This is a genomic window from Microbacterium zouquanmingi (assembly GCF_052266695.1).
Classification (GTDB): Bacteria; Actinomycetota; Actinomycetes; order Actinomycetales; family Microbacteriaceae; genus Microbacterium.
Map to the genome: position 1 here is coordinate 101929 of NZ_JBQPQZ010000001.1, position 16363 is coordinate 118291.

Annotated in this window: 21 protein-coding genes and 1 pseudogene; 11 read left to right on the forward strand and 11 right to left on the reverse strand. The window is 63.6% G+C overall.

Features of this window, described 5'->3' with window-relative positions:
- Window positions 1-3 precede the first annotated feature (3 nt).
- On the forward strand, window positions 4-792 hold the full coding sequence (locus ACTU6U_RS00475) for an NAD-dependent epimerase/dehydratase family protein (protein ID WP_443467201.1): 789 nt from the start codon (window positions 4-6) through the stop codon (window positions 790-792).
- 57 nt (window positions 793-849) lie between these two features.
- Here the strand turns inward: ACTU6U_RS00475 and ACTU6U_RS00480 are convergent, their stop codons facing one another.
- Complete coding sequence (locus ACTU6U_RS00480) at window positions 850-1818, reverse strand: zinc-binding dehydrogenase (RefSeq protein WP_443467202.1); 969 nt, start codon at window positions 1816-1818, stop codon at window positions 850-852.
- Between the two features lie 103 nt (window positions 1819-1921).
- On the opposite strand from ACTU6U_RS00480, the gene ACTU6U_RS00485 reads away from it, so the two are divergent.
- The 3 genes from ACTU6U_RS00485 (at window position 1922) to ACTU6U_RS00495 (ending at window position 3772) form a co-directional block, all read left to right on the forward strand.
- Window positions 1922-2167, forward strand: coding sequence for a hypothetical protein (locus tag ACTU6U_RS00485; RefSeq protein WP_443467203.1), 246 nt, complete (start codon window positions 1922-1924; stop codon window positions 2165-2167).
- Window positions 2164-3153 (forward strand): SRPBCC family protein, encoded by a 990-nt coding sequence (locus ACTU6U_RS00490; protein WP_443467204.1) that lies wholly within the window; start codon window positions 2164-2166, stop codon window positions 3151-3153. The genes ACTU6U_RS00485 and ACTU6U_RS00490 overlap by 4 nt, the downstream gene beginning before the upstream one ends.
- 61 nt (window positions 3154-3214) lie before the next feature.
- Window positions 3215-3772: a DUF6434 domain-containing protein gene (locus tag ACTU6U_RS00495; protein WP_443467205.1), complete on the forward strand. Its 558-nt coding sequence runs from the start codon at window positions 3215-3217 to the stop codon at window positions 3770-3772.
- A 40-nt stretch (window positions 3773-3812) separates the two neighbouring features.
- Here the strand turns inward: ACTU6U_RS00495 and ACTU6U_RS00500 are convergent, their stop codons facing one another.
- From ACTU6U_RS00500 to ACTU6U_RS00510, 3 genes and pseudogenes are all read right to left on the reverse strand, one after another.
- Window positions 3813-4376: a GNAT family N-acetyltransferase gene (locus ACTU6U_RS00500; RefSeq protein WP_443467206.1), complete on the reverse strand. Its 564-nt coding sequence runs from the start codon at window positions 4374-4376 to the stop codon at window positions 3813-3815.
- 78 nt (window positions 4377-4454) lie between these two features.
- Window positions 4455-4592 (reverse strand): annotated as a pseudogene (locus tag ACTU6U_RS00505) (helix-turn-helix transcriptional regulator); the annotation flags it as partial.
- Window positions 4593-4727: 135 nt separating this feature from the next.
- On the reverse strand, window positions 4728-5567 hold the full coding sequence (locus ACTU6U_RS00510) for a PhzF family protein (RefSeq protein WP_443467207.1): 840 nt from the start codon (window positions 5565-5567) through the stop codon (window positions 4728-4730).
- 115 nt (window positions 5568-5682) lie between these two features.
- On the opposite strand from ACTU6U_RS00510, the gene ACTU6U_RS00515 reads away from it, so the two are divergent.
- The 3 genes from ACTU6U_RS00515 to ACTU6U_RS00525 all read left to right on the forward strand — a co-directional run bounded on the left by ACTU6U_RS00515 (window position 5683) and on the right by ACTU6U_RS00525 (window position 7415).
- Complete coding sequence (locus ACTU6U_RS00515; protein ID WP_443467208.1) at window positions 5683-5844, forward strand: hypothetical protein; 162 nt, start codon at window positions 5683-5685, stop codon at window positions 5842-5844.
- Between the two features lie 366 nt (window positions 5845-6210).
- The gene (locus ACTU6U_RS00520; RefSeq protein WP_443467209.1) at window positions 6211-6816 is read left to right on the forward strand and encodes a TetR/AcrR family transcriptional regulator; all 606 of its coding nucleotides are present in this window, start codon (window positions 6211-6213) and stop codon (window positions 6814-6816) included.
- A complete protein-coding gene (locus ACTU6U_RS00525) occupies window positions 6813-7415 on the forward strand; it encodes a GNAT family N-acetyltransferase (protein WP_443467210.1) in 603 nt (200 codons plus the stop codon). The genes ACTU6U_RS00520 and ACTU6U_RS00525 overlap by 4 nt, the downstream gene beginning before the upstream one ends.
- Before the next feature lie 165 nt (window positions 7416-7580).
- On the opposite strand, the gene ACTU6U_RS00530 is transcribed toward ACTU6U_RS00525, so the two are convergent.
- The 5 genes from ACTU6U_RS00530 to ychF all read right to left on the reverse strand — a co-directional run bounded on the left by ACTU6U_RS00530 (window position 7581) and on the right by ychF (window position 11273).
- Window positions 7581-7973, reverse strand: coding sequence for a VOC family protein (locus ACTU6U_RS00530; RefSeq protein WP_443467211.1), 393 nt, complete (start codon window positions 7971-7973; stop codon window positions 7581-7583).
- Window positions 7974-8768: 795 nt separating this feature from the next.
- On the reverse strand, window positions 8769-9581 hold the full coding sequence (locus ACTU6U_RS00535; protein ID WP_443467212.1) for an alpha/beta fold hydrolase: 813 nt from the start codon (window positions 9579-9581) through the stop codon (window positions 8769-8771).
- A gap of 8 nt (window positions 9582-9589) precedes the next feature.
- A complete protein-coding gene (locus ACTU6U_RS00540) occupies window positions 9590-9910 on the reverse strand; it encodes a HigA family addiction module antitoxin (RefSeq protein WP_443467213.1) in 321 nt (106 codons plus the stop codon).
- Window positions 9885-10166, reverse strand: a complete 282-nt coding sequence (locus tag ACTU6U_RS00545) for a type II toxin-antitoxin system RelE/ParE family toxin (protein WP_443467214.1) — start codon at window positions 10164-10166, stop codon at window positions 9885-9887. The genes ACTU6U_RS00540 and ACTU6U_RS00545 overlap by 26 nt, the downstream gene beginning before the upstream one ends.
- A gap of 33 nt (window positions 10167-10199) precedes the next feature.
- Window positions 10200-11273, reverse strand: coding sequence for a redox-regulated ATPase YchF (gene ychF, locus ACTU6U_RS00550; protein ID WP_443467215.1), 1074 nt, complete (start codon window positions 11271-11273; stop codon window positions 10200-10202).
- A gap of 108 nt (window positions 11274-11381) precedes the next feature.
- Between ychF and ACTU6U_RS00555 the strand changes: the two genes are divergently transcribed.
- From ACTU6U_RS00555 to ACTU6U_RS00565, 3 genes are read left to right on the forward strand one after another with little or no spacing between them, the layout of a single operon-like run.
- Window positions 11382-11975: a 3'-5' exonuclease gene (locus ACTU6U_RS00555; protein ID WP_443467216.1), complete on the forward strand. Its 594-nt coding sequence runs from the start codon at window positions 11382-11384 to the stop codon at window positions 11973-11975.
- 34 nt (window positions 11976-12009) lie between these two features.
- Window positions 12010-12417, forward strand: coding sequence for an ankyrin repeat domain-containing protein (locus ACTU6U_RS00560; protein WP_443467217.1), 408 nt, complete (start codon window positions 12010-12012; stop codon window positions 12415-12417).
- A 58-nt stretch (window positions 12418-12475) separates the two neighbouring features.
- Window positions 12476-13771, forward strand: coding sequence for a DNA recombination protein RmuC (locus ACTU6U_RS00565; RefSeq protein WP_443467218.1), 1296 nt, complete (start codon window positions 12476-12478; stop codon window positions 13769-13771).
- On the opposite strand, the gene ACTU6U_RS00570 is transcribed toward ACTU6U_RS00565, so the two are convergent.
- Entirely contained in the window at window positions 13759-14052 is a 294-nt protein-coding gene (locus ACTU6U_RS00570) for a hypothetical protein (RefSeq protein ID WP_443467219.1), read from the reverse strand. The two genes, ACTU6U_RS00565 and ACTU6U_RS00570, sit on opposite strands and share 13 nt — an antisense overlap.
- Window positions 14053-14150: 98 nt before the next feature.
- A complete protein-coding gene (gene glpX / locus ACTU6U_RS00575; protein ID WP_443467220.1) occupies window positions 14151-15137 on the reverse strand; it encodes a class II fructose-bisphosphatase in 987 nt (328 codons plus the stop codon).
- Window positions 15138-15321: 184 nt separating this feature from the next.
- Between glpX and fbaA the strand changes: the two genes are divergently transcribed.
- Window positions 15322-16350: a class II fructose-bisphosphate aldolase gene (gene fbaA, locus ACTU6U_RS00580; protein WP_443467221.1), complete on the forward strand. Its 1029-nt coding sequence runs from the start codon at window positions 15322-15324 to the stop codon at window positions 16348-16350.
- Window positions 16351-16363 lie beyond the last annotated feature (13 nt).

The following is a 16363-nucleotide window of genomic DNA, read 5'->3' on the forward strand; positions in this document are numbered from 1 at the left end:
GCCATGCGTCAAAGCAGATGGCTGATCACGGGTGCCGCGGGGCGCATCGGTGTCGCGCTTCGTCGTCACCTTGCTGACCACGGCATTGCGTTGCGCTCAGTCGATCTGGCGAGGCCACACGCAGTGGCGGAGGACGACGAGGTCATGGCCGCCGACCTCCGCGATCTCGACGCCATGACGCGCAGCGCCGAGGGCTGCGACGGCATCGTCCACCTCGGAGGCATCTCCGATGAGGCGGACTTTCACGATCTCGCAGAGGTCAATATTGTCGGAACCTACCACGTACTCGAAGCCGCACGCCGAGCAGGAATCCGGCGCGTGGTCTTTGCAAGCAGGAACCGCATCACCGGCATGTACCCCGCAGACACAATGGTCGACCCTTCCATGCCAGTCAGACCCGATGGGTTCTACGGCGTCTCCAAGGTCGCTGGAGAAGCTCTCTGCCGACTCTACGCAGACAAGTTCCAACTCCTCACTGTGACGGTGCGAATCGGATCGTATGAGGAGCTGCCCCATACCCAACGTGACCTGCGGACGTGGCTCAGCCCAGGCGACGCACTCCGCGCGTTCGACGCCGCCATGGTTGCGGATCAGCCTGGAGCAGTGTTCTACGCCGTCTCGGCGAACACCGAGCGTTGGTGGTCATTGAACGCGGGAAAGCAGCTTGGCTATCGCCCCGAGGACGACGCGCAGGACCGGGCGAGCTTCGCTGTAGAGCCTTACCCACCGGCTCGGCCGCAGGCGGGGCCGTACGCTGCTGCCGATTTCTCCACGACACGCATGAATCGATAGACGGCGTGCCGCCGGACACTCACCGACTGACGGAATACGACTGCATATTGAATCGCACTAGACGACAGACACGATCTTGCCGCGTGTATGGCGCTCGCGCATTCCGACCAGCGCTGCATCAATTTCATCGAGCCCGATGACTTCTGCTATCGGCACCACAAGCCGACCGTCGGCCACTCGGTCAAGGAGGTCGGTCAGCATGATGCTGAGGTCGCGGCGATGGCGATCCTCGCCGTGGCTGTACGCGGCGCCGAGGGAGATTTCGTGAACCGATGGCGAGATGCCAAAGGACGCAATCGCGTGCAACTCCGGCACACCCGCGATGCAGGCGATGCCACCCGTGTACCCCAGCATGGCGAGGTGGCGCGTGGCGCTTGCTGAGTTGACGGCGTCCACGACAGCGTCGAGACCGCGGCCATCGTTGGCGGCAAGGATCTGTTCTGCTGCATCGGCGGCGCGGTAGTCGATGACCACGGTGGCGCCGAGGCGCATGACATCCTCATGTCCGTGCGAGGCAAGTGCGATGACGTGCGCACCGGCCCGGGCGGCAAGCTGCACGGCGAATCCACCGACTCCACCGGTGGCTCCAGTAATGAGGATGCTCTGCCCCGAACGGACATCGAGCCGTCGGTGTACGGCCTGATATGCAGTCATGCCGGCGCAAGGGACGGCTGCTGCCTGAACACAAGTGACACCGTCCGGGATCCGTGCCAGAACTTCCGCACCGAATATGACGAACTGTGCCGCCGCACCGTCAGCACGAAGGTCGCCGTGACCCGCAACTCGATCGCCTACGCGCCACTCTGTGACACCATCACCGATCGCGTCGACGACGCCTGCGGCATCCAAGATCGGCACGTGCGGCCAGACCCACTGTGCGTTTCCCGACGCTGCAAGTTCCGCATCTACCGGATTCAGGCCGATCGCCTCAACCTTGATCCGCACTTGACCGGGACCCGCCTGAGGGACAGGGAGATCGACAAGCGTAAGCGGAGCTCCGGCACGCTCCTGCGCAAGAGAAAACATCGTGATTCCACCTTATAGAGCGACCAGCCGAACATTCCGCTGACCCCCGGTCGGTATGCAACCCAGGTTGACAGGATTGCATTTAGCAACATAGGTTGACGGTATGGAGTCTTCGCAGATCGCGGCAGTGGCAACGGATACCAGCAACCCGAGAGCGGGATTGCGGGCGGTGGCATCGTTGCGCATACTCGCGGACACCTTGGAGCTTCGGCAAGTCGAGGCCGCCTTGCGTTCAGGCATGAATTGGCAGGACATCGCCGACGCGCTCGGGGTGACACGACAGGCCGCCCATAAGAAGCACTCCAAACGAATCGACCCCACGATCCCGACCCTCAGGAGGAATGCATGAGCAAGTTCGTTCGCGCCGCTCAAACGAGTCAATCGCTCTCCCTTGCCGCCATGGAGGAAGCATCCAGGCTCGGGCTTCGCGAAGCGGACATCGAGCATATGTTCCTCGCCATGGTCATCAATGACCAATCTGCCGGCCGCGCACTGCGCAGCTTGGGTATCGACCTTGACAGCGCCCGTCGTGCTGTCGAGAAGCAGCACGAGATGCAGCTCGCTTCTCTCGGCATCGACGCCTCGTTTCCCGAGGCTGGAAGGATCGTGTTCCACGAGACGGACGGGTACGAGTGGAGTAAGCGTGCTTCTGACCTCATCGCCAAATCTGGCGGCAAGGGCAAGGCCGGCGACGCCGCCGCAGTGCTCCGAGAACTCGTCGCGGAGCCCAGCGGTTTGATCGCAGACATCCTCGACCACCTGGGCACGACGCCCGACGCTCTGCTCGAGCATCTCGAACAGTTCGCCTCCCCCAGTGGGGAGGCTATGCCTGCTGCAGCAAAGGTGAAGGGTCGGACCTCAGTGTCGATAGAGACGTTCGCCTGCGCGCCGATGGAGGCGGTATGGGAGCTCCTCGCAGACCCCGCACGCATTCCCGAGTGGGAACCCGGCATCGGCGTCATCGATCACGCCAGCCGGGATGCGACGCCAGGTACGGTCTGGCAGGGTTTCGCGCCCACCAGTTACCCAGACGGGAAGCCGGTGAAGGTAAGACCCAAATTTCATCGCCGGAGCATTGAACTCATCGCAGCACATCAACCGGGAAGCATCGCGTGGAGCTTTGGATATCCCGACGCCGCGCGGAGCAATCCGATTCTGACTGAATTCGCCTTAGTGACCACGACAGGTGGCACCCAACTCCAGATCCGCAAGTCATGGTCGCGACGCCACGGCTGGCGAGGACTCATCACATTGCTGCTGCGTCCCATCCAGAAGCTCTTCGTGTGGATCGCCCTGTTCCAGACGGGGAGCGCGATCAGCCGAACATTCCGCTAGCGTCGGCGGCTGCGCGGCCATGCACCACGCTGTCGAAACGTGCCAGGTAACCTGAATTGCCATGATCGACGAGAAACGCCCAGGACTGACAGCGAATCTGACCGGCGGTGAACTACTCCGTTGGTATTGGCTCAAGGAAGAGCTGGCCGACTTCGCCAGACGGCTCGGCATCCGGGCGACCGGCGGCAAGGAGCTTCTGACCCAACGGATCGCAGCGAAGCTAGACGACGTTCCTTTCGCGGAGTCGCAACGGGCCAGCCGCGCTGTCCGTGCGCAACTGACCAGCCCGCTGACACCAGAAACGGTGATCCCTGAGGGTCAACGGTGCAGTCAGATCGTACGCGCCTGGTTTGTCGAGCATGTGGGAGGGGCCTTCGGGTTCGATGCCGAGATGCGCTCCTTCTTTGCTGGTGCCGACGGCACGCAGACCATGCAAGATGCGCTCGACCACTATTGGGCAACGCGCGAGCAGGGCGCAAAGACGATCGACGCCCAGTTCGAGTACAACAGATTCACCCGTGCCTGGCACGAGGCCAACCCCACGGGTGCCCGCGAGGATCTTCTCCACGCCTGGCAGAGGTACAGGGAGCACCCGATAGACCAGCGGGGAAGAGCGTGAGCCCGAACGGATTCGCGAAAGCCGGCGTGCGCGAGAGACCTCAACGAAGCCCGGATAGATTGCCCCAGTCGTTCCGTAACAAGCCGTACACCCAGGAATCGGACACGTCACCGTTGACGATGCAATCCTCGCGCAATGTCCCCTCACGTATGAAGCCCAACTTCTCGAGAACACGAGCTGATGCCGAGTTGCGCGTATCGGTCTCGGACTGCACGCGGTTGAGGTCGAGCGTTTCGAAGGCCCACTCGAGCAGGGCGTGTGCTGCCTCTGTCGCATAGCCGTGGCCCCAGGCAGCTTCGGTGAGGCAGTACCCCAGGGACGCACTTCGAAAGTCAGAGTTCCAACTGTTGAAGGTGCACCAGCCGAGGAACACGTGGTCAGACAGGCGCTCAATGACGATCCGCGCACCACTGCCTTCCTCAGCCATCTTGTGACAGCCGACCATGAAGCGCGTGACAGATGCCCTCTCCACCCACGGCGCAGAGTCCCAATAGCGCAACACCTCGGCATTGCTCTGCAACGCAAAAAGGTCGTCCGCGTCTGCATCCGTGAACGGACGCAATCGCAGTCGTTCTGTCTCCAACGTCGGGGTCGGCAGAATCATGCGATCAGTTTCGCACGATGTGAAAGCCCGCAGCAGCTTCATCGTCGGTCGCAGCGATCTCATCAACGCTCGGCACGCTCACGCGACTTTCCGCGGTGTGATCGACGCGATCTGCTCCCCTGCGATGCCCTCAGCGCGGTCGAGCTCGTAGTGGCTCTGCAGGTTGATCCAGAACTCCGCCGAAGTTCCGAAGTACTTCGCAAGCCGCAACGCAGTGCGCAAGGACCTCCATCAGCGATAACTACCACGAAGAGCGCATCCACCGGCACCCAGTGCCCGCGCCTCGACCGCTGACGTTGAAGCAGAACTCAACCACGTTCCGGTACAGACCAACCTCTGACTCCTGAACCGTCACAGAACGGCGGTTCCTGAGAGGACCACCTCGGCTCGCCCGCCGACCCACAATGTGTGGTCTTCGACACTGACATGGATGCGACCTCTTCGGCCCATCGCGGTTCCCTGCGCGGCGATATAGGGCGCGTTGGCGCGTTCTGTCGCGATCAGCCATTCCGCGGCCGCGGCGTTCAGACTCCCTGTCACTGGATCCTCGAGCAGCGGCTTGTCACCCTCGGTGAAGAATGCTCGCAGTTCGAACGCCGTCTCCGAGCCCGGGTCCTGAGCGCCGATGACGCCGATGTCCCATCGGCCCGGATGCGCTGTCGCGTCCGGACGCAGCTTCAGGACAGTGTTCGCGTGATCGAGCAGAAGCCCCACCCAGCCCGGGCCGTTGTCGAGCCATTCCGCGGCCAGCACCCGTTCGGGCTCGACCCCGAGGATCTCGATCACTACGGCGAGCAGGTCGGGGTCGACGGGACCCGAGCGCAGTCGTGGGGGCGCTGTGAAGGCGAGGCGGTCCGCCTCGACGCGCACGGGGACCAGCCCAGCACCGCATTCCTGCATCACGACGCCTGGCGTCGCAGGGACGCCTCCCGCATCCAGCCATGCCCGAGCGGTTCCCAGGGTCGGGTGCCCCGCGAAGGGAAGCTCTGTGTTCAGGCTGAAGATGCGCACCCGGTAGTCCGCGCCTCGCTCTGTCGGGGGCAGCACGAAGGTGCACTCCGATAGGTTCGACCAGACCGAGAACCGCTTGAGGGCATCGTCGTCGAGTCCCTCGGCATCGAGCACGACAGCGACGGGGTTTCCCGTGCAGGATTCCTCGCCGAACACGTCGACCTGCCGAAATCGCCTCATATGCCGAGGATAGCTTTTCACCGTGGCATCCTAGATGGGCAACGGCAGGCCACTTCTCCGGGGCGGGCCCCCAGCTGCTCCGCGACGACAGCGGCGACACGGCCAATGCGCAACGGTGATCCTCTGGACTGACGATGTTCGTGCTGGCTATGCGCGGCTCATCGAGCTCGGAGCGAAGCCAATCAAGACGCCAGCGACATGGCTCGGTCGCCTGCTCATTGCGTGGGTTGAGGAGCTCGCCGGACATCTGATGCAGGTCATGCAAGCCGTCAACTGACGAGACATCTTCGTTGACAGGGTCATGCTCACCTACGAGACAAGCTATCGGTGCACCAGCCGCGACCGACCTGTCCCTCGCACCCCAGGACGTGGGCTCACCGCCCGACGCGGAAACCTTGCCACGGTGCGATCGCATCAGACATCTCGATGCCCAGTTCGTCGAGAACCGCAGGTTCCCGCAGATCGACGATGGCGGATGTGTCGACATCAACCGAAGCGATCTCGAGCGAAGCGGATCGCGAATCCTTGTGAGCTACCATCCACTGCCCACCAGGCACCTCGGGTACCAGCCCAAGTCGAGCACCGGGTGGCGCCGCATGCGATCGAAGCATAAAATGAACACGAGTTCATTGAAAGGGTCATCGTGCCGCGGACGACAGAGCAGAACGAAGCGTTGCGCTCAGCCACGCGCTCCGCTGTGGAGACGGCTGCCGTCCGGGTGTTCGCGCACCGTGGTTTCGCGGCCACGAACATGCGTCAGATCGCCATCGAGGCGGGGATCAGCACCGGGTCGATCTACCGGCACTACGCGAGCAAGCAAGAGCTGTTCGATGAACTGATCGATCAGGCCTCGCGCGGGCTCGGGGCTGTCGCCGCGCAGCTCTCGACGGAAGGGGATCCGATCTCCATGATCCGATCCTTCACCGAGGTATACGTGGCGGACCTCGTAGCGAACGACGGCGCGGCCGAGTTCTACATGATGATAAATCAGGGCGTCACGACGGACACCCCGGAGGGAACCTCATCTCGGCTGGCCGCATCACAGAGAACGATCTGGCGGGCCTTCGCCTCGCTGATCGCGCGAGGCCAAGCTAAGGGTCAGATCGCCGAGGGAGACTCCGCCCGACTAACCACTCACTACTTCGCCATGCTAACCGGCATCACAACGTTGCACGTTGCTCTGGGGGAGGAATCCGCGAAGCCCGATGTCGACCTGATCCTACGAGTATTCACAGGAGGGCCCCGATGAAGATCGAAGTCACACGTGCAGACGAACTCGGGGAGGAGTACCGACACCAGATCGCGGAAGTTCTCACGCAAGGATTCGCCGAGGATTTCGCCTTCTTCTCCAAGAACGCGGATGTACTCGCCGACGCATTCGCCGCGATGCTCATCCTGGAGCGCTTCCACATCGCGCTCGTCGACGGCGAGCCCGCCGCGGTCGCGGTCGTCACCGAAGGCGAGCAGGAGTGCTTCAAGCCGGATCGGCACGAGCTCCAGCGCGTGCTCGGTCCAATACACGGGATGATCAGCTATCGGATCATCCGAAGCCAATTCATGGGGGCTTACGACGGTGCCCGCGACGGTCTGACGGAGATTGCATTCGTCACGACAGCGCCGCAGCATCAGGGCAAAGGCGTAGCCACTGCGCTGATGCGTCGGCTCCTGGAGCTGCCCTCCGACGAGTTCGTGCTACGTGATATCAAGGACACCAACACCCCCGCCCTCGGACTGTACGCCAAGCTCGGATTCACCGAGACGCAGCGACGACGCATCAAGTTCGCGAAGCGAGCGGGGTTCTCCGCGTATGTCTCGATGGGCCTCAACCGCGCGAAGGCTGATGCTTGAAGGGCGCACGAACTCGACAGGTCCGGAAGCGCGCTTCGGGGCTCTCCTCAAGTCCGGGCTCTAGATCGAAAAGCGGAACTCGACCGGATTACGTCAGCGTTAGCGGTGTGGTCGACGAGTTCGGTGTGACGGACGACTGAGCCTGCGCGGGAATGTAGACACTCGCTACACATTCGCAAACAGAGAGTGAATGTTTCCCTCCGGATCCGCGAAGAAGCCGGTGAACTGGTCCCACTCCCGCAACGCCGGTCGCCCCGTTGGCGTCGCCCCCGCAGCGACCAGCTGATCGTAGCGCCGCTCCACCTCGTCCGCGCTATCACACTGAAGGTTCAGTTCGAATGCCTGGCCGGTGAACCGCATGGCATATGCCGGATGCCCGTCGGTGTTCCCGCTCATCAATGGACGAGAGAAGATCGCGACGCGGACCCCCTGTCCCCCGAACGCGACGTACGCTTCTTCGCGAACCTCCACTTCCCAGCCGAGTGCGATCTCATAGAAATCGGCGAGAGTCTCTACATCATCGGCGAGAACGGTAATACCTTCGAGATGAATCACCATACGCCGACCGTAGCCGGAGCGTCCGACATACCGACTGCCCTACCGCTCATCGCGTGCGCTAGTTGTTGAAGCGGAACTCCACCGAGTTCCGGTACCGAGAAACCTCGACCGTGCCGTCCGAAAGCAGGATGACATGAGCCGCGCTCGACGTCTGTCGCGGGCTGCATGGAGCTCGTCGGAATGACTCCAGAAGAGTCTCAGCACTTGGATCCAGGTGCTGGCTTCATGAGGTAGACGTCGATCGGGTCCTGACTCACGAGGGTGAACCCGTGACGTTCATACAGACGACGGGCAGGACTCCCCTGAAGCACATTGAGCCCGAACGGCTGTCCCGCAGTGTCGGCGCTCAGAATCCGAGCGAGGGCCCAGCTGCCGGTGCCCTGCCCCTGCTGTGCGGGGTCGAGGTAGCTTTCCGCGTGACACCGGAGCGGAGCTTTCGACCGAGCGTAAGACCGACGTCGATTCCTCCGACCTGTATGACACGGGTGTGCGCCGGGGTGAACGCGTCGAGGAATCGCCGTCGCACACGGTCCGGGTCGTAGCGCCCCAGGCGCTCGAGATCGGGCCTAGAAATGCTCGATCCACACCCCGTCATCGTCAGATCGCACCGCGACATAGTCGCCGATGCCACCTGGATGGCCGAGCTTCGAGCGGTGGTCATGCGACCCCGCCTGCCGAAGCAGACGGGGCCTTTCATGAAGTCCTGAGCATCAGACGTCGAAGGGGAACTCCACCACGTCGCTGCAGATCCCAACCTCTCACCGACACGTCTGCGGCTGTGGCAATGCGTGCCGCTCAATGACCGTGCGTCAAGGAGCCTGAGTGCCGCCGCACCACGTCCCGCGCCCAGTCCCGCAATGCGGCCTCGGAGACCGCAGGCTGCTCGAGATGGACATTGTGCCCAGCCCCGTCGATCACGACGTAGCTCGCTCGCGGGTAGTGCGCGAGCAGGGCGAACTGATCCTCGAAGCCCACGACGTGATCCTGACGTCCGGTGATGATCACCGTCGGCCCATCGAACCGATCGAACACATCCTCAGGCCGCTCCTCGAGGAAGTAGCGCTGCGAGAGGCGAACCATCGCCGCCTCGTCGGCGGCCCGAATACCTGGGAGCGCATGATCGCGAAATGCCCTCCAGGACTCAGCGTCCTGACGTACTGCCATGCCCGCGAACTCTTCACGATCGGAGGGTGTCAGCGAATCCATCACCTCGGCATCGGTCTCGAGCACTTCGAACGTCGGCAGCCGGCGCAGCGACGCATCAGGCTCCACCGCGGGCGCGATCAGAGCGAGGCCGATGACCTGCCGCGGGAGCACCGAGACCACGTGCCTCGCCAGAAGGCCGCCCATCGAATTCGCCAGGAGCGCGAACGGGCGCTCTCCGACAAGATCGCCGATCACGTCGACGAGCCATCGCGCAAGCTCTGGAAGTCCGCCAGCACCATCGATCGGGGGCGTTTCGCCGAAGCCGGGAAGATCGAGATAGATCCTCTCCCAGTCCCCGCTCTCCACGAAGCACTCGTCGAGCGCGAGCAGCAACCGATGATCAACTCCGTTGCCGTGCACCGCAATGAGCGGGACGCCGCTGCCTCGCCGCACGAGGTTCACGCCCGAGATCATGCGACCTTCAGCGGTGTGATCGCTGCGACCTTGTCACGCAGCACCCGACGCTCGAGCCTCAGTTCGTAGTTCGACTGCAGGTTCATCCAGAGCTCCTCAGATGTCCCGAAGTACCGCGCCAGGCGGATAGCCGTGTCTGCCGTGATACCCCGCTTGCCGTGCACGATCTCGTTGATCCGGCGCGGCGGCACGCCGATGGACACAGCCAGCTTGTTCTGTGTGATCCCGAAACCCTCGATGAAGTCCTCCATCAGGATCTCCCCCGGATGGATCGGCTCGATCAGATCAGCCTCAGTGGTAGTCGACGAGTTCGACATCGTCCGCACCTCCCTCTCTCCAGACGAAGCAGATGCGCCACTGCGCGTTGACCCGGATGCTGTGCTGACCACGACGGTCACCCGAGAGCTGCTCCAGGCGGTTGCCGGGCGGGATCCTCAGATCCTCGACATCCTTCGCCGCATGGATCAACTCGAGCTTCCGCAAGGTCGCCCGCTGCACCGTCCGGTCAACATGCTTGACGTACTGCTCATGCCAGATGCGCTCGGTGTCCTTGCTACCGAACGATCTGATCACGAGACCAGTGTATAACGGAGGCCGTCAATAACGCTAGACGTTAAATCGGAATTCAACCACGTCGCCATCCTGCATGACGTAGTCCTTGCCCTCCATGCGGGCTTTGCCCTTGGAGCGGGCTTCGGCGACCGAGCCGGTCTCGACGAGGTCTTCGAACGAGATGACCTCGGCCTTGATGAAGCCCTTCTCGAAGTCGGTGTGGATGACGCCGGCAGCCTGCGGCGCCTTGGCGCCCTTCGGGATCGTCCAGGCGCGGGATTCCTTCGGACCTGCCGTGAGGTACGTCTGCAGTCCTAGCGTCTCAAAGCCGATGCGGGCGAGCTGGTCCAGGCCCGACTCGTCCTGACCCGTGGATGCCAGCAGCTCAGCAGCATCCTCAGGATCGAGATCGATGAGCTCGGACTCGATCTTCGCATCGAGGAAGATCGCCTTGGCCGGTGCGACGAGCGCTTCGAGTTCGGCCTTGCGCGCAGCATCCGTCAGCACCGTCTCATCGACGTTGAACACGAAGATGACCGGCTTCGAAGTGAGCAGGCCCAGTTCCTTGATCGGGGCAAGATCGATGCCGCTGACGGAGAGCAGCACTCCACGCTCCAGAGCATCCTTCGCAACGTTCGCCGTCTCGATGACCGACGGGTCAAGCTTCTTACCGCGCACCTCTTTCTCAAAGCGCGGGATCGCCTTCTCGACCGTCTGCAGGTCAGCGAGCATGAGCTCTGCGTTGATCGTCTCGAGATCGTTCTTTGGGTTGATCGCGCCCTCGACGTGCACCACGTCACCGTCGGCGAATCCGCGCACGACCTGAGCGATAGCATCCGCCTCACGGATGTTCGCGAGGAACTGGTTGCCGAGGCCCTCGCCCTCACTCGCTCCGCGCACGATTCCGGCGATGTCGACGAACGACACCGTCGCCGGGAGCAGTCGCTCGCTGCCGAAGATGTCGGCGAGTGTCTGCAGACGCGAGTCCGGCAGGTTGACGACCCCGACGTTCGGCTCGATCGTCGCGAACGGATAGTTCGCCGCGAGCACGTCGTTCTTGGTCAGAGCGTTGAAGAGGGTGGACTTGCCGACGTTGGGCAGGCCGACGATTCCGATAGTGAGAGCCACGGGGTAAGAGTCTACCGGGGCGCACCTGGACGCCTCACTCGCAGTCGGTCGTTGATTCCTACGGCGAGTCTGCCGCGCGAGACTCCAACTCAGGGCGAAAGTGAAAGGGTGCCTCTGGACTTCACCGCAATCGACTTCGAAACCGCGAACTCCAGCCCGGCATCTGCCTGCTCGGTCGGACTCGTCCGCGTCCGAGACGGAGAGGTCGTCGCGACCGCAGGGTGGCTGATTCGTCCCCCGGCAGGACACGACGAGTTCCAGGAGTGGAACATCAAGATCCACGGCATCCATCCTCATGAAGTGGCGGATGCTGCGACTTGGCCCGAGCAGTTCGACAGGCTGTGCACCTTCGCCGGAGCTGACGTCCTCGTGGCGCACAACGCGGGCTTCGATATGAAGGTGCTGCGCACGGCGTCCGAAGTCACGCTCCTCGACTGCCCGCCCTACCGCTCGCTGTGCAGCCTCCAGGTGGCACGAAAGGTGTACGACCTTGATTCGTACCGGCTGCCGAACGCCGCAGCCGCTGCCGGCTTCGCCGAGTTCTCGCATCACGACGCTCTGGCAGATGCTCGTGCCTGCGCGCAGATCGTCATCGATGCAGCCCGCCGCACCGCAGCTGCAGATGTGCACGCGCTCGCCAGCTCGCTGAGCCTGCGCGTCACCGAGCCGGCCGCACCGGCGATCGCCGAACGCGCTGCGTGAGGACATCCTCCGCCCGGCACGCAAGAATGGCCGTATGACGAATCCATCCGGCGCCTCCCCCGTCAGCCTCGAAGTCATCGAGGGCACCTTCGATCTTGCGCGAGCGGGTCGTACCGGCCCGCTCGGCGAGATGATCGACGCCGGCGTCCCGCTCGACCTGCGCAACCCGCGCGGCGACACGTTCATGATCGTCGCGACATACGCCGAAGAACCGCACACAGTTGCAGATCTCATCCGTCGCGGGGCAGATCTAAATGCCGAGAATGCGAACGGTCAGACCGCGATCTCATGTGCGGTATTCCGCAAGAACGAGACACTGTTGCGGATGCTGCTGGATGCCGGAGCTGACCAGAACGCCGGCGCAATGTCGGCGATCGCAATCGCCGACCAGTTCAAGCTCACCGAGATGCGCACGGTGCTCGAAGAGTACGCGGCACGCTGACGTTGCCTTATCGGGGCGGCAGCCCGACAATGTCCGAGGCCCGCGGCATCATGGCGGTATGGATGCTTCGCTGATCGCTCTGCTGGTTATCACCGCCCTCGCGGTCGGTGCTGCTGTGGGTTGGTTCGCGCGCGCAACGCGCGCCACCTCTTCGCAAGCGCAGGCACGTGCTGACCTCGCGCGCACTGAAGCCGAACTGGCCGCGGCCCGCGACGACCGTGATCGGCAGTACGACTTGTACCGCGATGCCGTGGAGCATGCTCGTACAGAGCAGCGGGCCGAAGCAGAACGCGTGCAGCAACAGAACGCGGTACTGACCGCACTCGCGCCAGTGCGCGAATCGCTCCAACAGATGCAGACCAAGGTGGCCTCTCTCGAGCAAGAACGCCATGCGCAGTTCGGGTCGCTTGCCGAGCAGCTGCGGCGCGCACAGGAATCAGACGAGGCGCTGCGTGCGACCACCGAATCGCTCGCCGGCGCACTTCGCTCGACGTCGACGCGAGGCGTGTGGGGCGAAACCCAGCTTCGGCGCGTCGTCGAGGCTGCCGGCCTCACTCGCCACGTCGATTTCGATCTGCAGTCGACGATCTCCTCCGACCGCGGGCAAGGCCGACCCGACATGGTGGTGCGTCTTCCTGGAGGCACGTCGATTGCGGTCGATGCCAAGGTGCCGCTCGACGCTTACCTCGAAGCCAGCGCGCTCAGCGGCGGTGACGCGAACGAGGCCCAGCGCCGGGTGCACATGCAGAAACACGTCAAGGCTGTTCGGGCTCACGTCGATGCACTGGCGAAGAAGGCGTACTGGTCCGGGCTCGATGCGAGCCCAGAGTTCGTGATCTGCTTCCTGCCGAGCGAGTCCCTGCTCGCCGCCGCGATCGATGAGGACCCGACTCTGCTCGACTATGCGTTCAGCAAGCGCGTCGCACTGGCATCGCCGGTCAACCTCTGGGCAGTACTGAAGACAGTCTCGTTCACGTGGACGCAGCAGGAAGTGTCTACCGAGGCCCGCACGCTGCTCGCGCTGGGCACGCAGCTGTTCGATCGTCTGGGCACCCTCGCCGGTCACGCCGACGACCTGCGCCGCGCGCTGGAGCGCACGGTCGACAGCTACAACAAGTTCGCCGGCTCTCTCGAGACCCGTGTGCTCGTGACAGCGCGACAGTTCCCCGGAATCGATGCATCCGCGCTCGCTCCCGCATCGCCCGCGATCACCAACGTGCCGCGCAAGTTCACCGCTCCTGAGCTGGTCGACGCAGATCCGACATCAGAGATCGAAGCCGACCTCGGCGCACTGCGAAACCGGCTGACAGAGGTCGATTCGGTCGGCAGCAACGACGAGGGTCAGGCGCTGTAGGGAACCCAGCTGAGCGCAGCGATCACGAGCCCCGAAGTCAGGACGAATGCGCCGATCATCCACCACGAGCTGATCTCGTGTCCTTCGGCGCGACGGACCCGGAAGAGCACATCAGCGCGGCGTGCAGGATCCACGTGCGCCGGGGCTGATGTCGCGGCGGCCGCAGCGGCCACACGCGCTGCCTCATCGTCCGCAGAGACCCGCAGAATGCGGCCAGTGTTGGTGGTGACCATCTTCACTGGAGCCGACTTCTCGTTGCTGCTCATCTGTCCCGCGGCCATGTGACCCCTCCCTGGATGTCGTCGAGGATGACTCCTCTGCGACATCACCCATTGTGCCAGGTAACCCTGATAACGGTCGGAGGGGCACTCTCAGAGACTCAGAGCCACTTCGAGACGAGGTGCTCAGATGTGACGCGGCGGAGAGTTCCGGATGCACCGCGCAGCACCACGGATTCCGTATAGACGTAGTTGCCTTCACGACGAACGCCCGCTACGAGCTGCCCATCGGTCACCCCGGTCGCCACGAAGATCGTGTTGTCGCCCTTGACGAGCTCGTCGGCCTCGTAGACGTAGTCCATCTTGAGCCCGGCATCGATCCCTCGCTGGCGTTCTTCATCGTCACGCGGCCAGAGGCGCCCCTGGATGTGTCCGCCGAGCGCCTTGATGGCACACGCGGTGACGATGCCTTCCGGGCTGCCGCCGACACCAACGCACATGTCGGTGCGAGCGCCGTGACGCGCTGCATTGATGCCGCCTGCGACGTCGCCATCGCTCATCAAACGGGTGCCGGCACCCGCCTCACGGATCTCATCGATCAGCTTCTCGTGACGAGGACGATTCAGTACCGAGACGACGATCTCGTCGACCGACTTGCCGAGAGCCTTCGCCAGGCGTCGGATGTTCTCACCGACCGGCAGATTGATGTCGACGACACCGACGCCGGCAGGACCTGTGACGAGCTTGTCCATGTAGAAGACGGTCGAGGCATCGAGCATCGTGCCGCGATCAGAGACCGCGATGACCGAAAGCGCGTTCTGGCGACCAGCAGCCGTGAGCGAAGTGCCATCGATGGGGTCGACCGCGATGTCGCACTCGGGTCCGCGCCCAGAGCCGACGACCTCGCCGTTGAAGAGCATCGGGGCGTTGTCCTTCTCGCCCTCGCCGATGACGACACGGCCCTGGAAGTTCACAGTGCCGAGGAATGCGCGCATGGCGTCGACGGCCGCTCCGTCAGCAGCTTCCTTCGCCCCGCGGCCGATGAACGGCACCGCCCGGATCGACGCAGCCTCGGTCGCACGCACGAGCTCAAGCGCAAGGTTTCGATCGGGACGCAGGGGGCTCATATCAGCCGTAAGACTCACCATGTGGCCAGCCTAGTGACGACCCCGCATGAGAGTGGGGCGTTTTCGTCGCAGCTAGCACGAAGAAATTGCGGTTCTTAACGGCAGAGCAAGAGGCGCTGGCGCCGAGACCGGCAGCGCCGTCATCAGTTCATGGCCAGCGATAGAGTGAGCACTGACCCCGCTTCATCTATCGCAGGAGTTTTTCATGCCCGTCGCCACCCCGGAACAGTACGCAGAAATGCTCGACCGCGCGAAGGCCGGTGGCTTCGCGTACCCGGCGTTCAACGTGTCCAGCTCGCAGACCATCAACTCCGTCCTCCAGGGCCTGACCGAGGCCGGCTCTGACGGCATCATCCAGGTGACCACCGGTGGCGCCGACTACTTCGCCGGCCACACCGTCAAGGCACGCGCCACGGGCGCCCTTGCCTTCGCGCGTTACGCGACCGAGGTCGCCAAGAACTACCCGGTCACCGTGGCACTCCACACCGACCACTGCCCGAAAGATGCCCTCGCAGGCTTCGTCGAGCCGCTCATCGCGGCATCCGAAGAAGAGGTCAAGGCCGGACGCAATCCGATCTTCCAGTCGCACATGTGGGACGGCTCGGCCGTGCCGCTGGCGGAGAACATCGAGATCGCCAAGGATCTCCTCCCCCGCATGAAGAACATCAACGCGATCCTCGAGGTCGAGATCGGCGTCGTCGGCGGCGAGGAAGACGGCGTGGCGCACGAGGGCTCGAACGACGCTCTCTACACGACGTTCGCTGACGTCGACCAGGCGGTTCAGGCACTCGGCCTCGGCGAGCAGGGCCGTTACATCGCCGCCCTCACCTTCGGCAACGTGCACGGCGTGTACAAGCCGGGTGGAGTGAAGCTGCGCCCCGAGCTGCTCGGCGAGATCCAGCAGCAGGTCGCCGCGAAGTACAGCACCGGCGCAAAGCCCCTCGACCTCGTCTTCCACGGCGGCTCCGGCTCAAGCGACGAAGAGATCGCTCTCGCGGTCGCCAACGGCGTCATCAAGATGAACATCGACACCGACACGCAGTACGCGTACACGCGTGCGATCGCCGACTACATGTTCAAGAACTACGACGGCGTCCTGAAGGTCGACGGTGAGGTCGGAAACAAGAAGCTGTACGACCCGCGTGCGTGGGGCAAGGTCGCGGAATCCGCGATGGCCGCTCGCGTCGTCGAGTCGACCCGCCAGCTCGGCTCCTACGGCCAGTCCAAGAGCTGATCACGCGCAAACC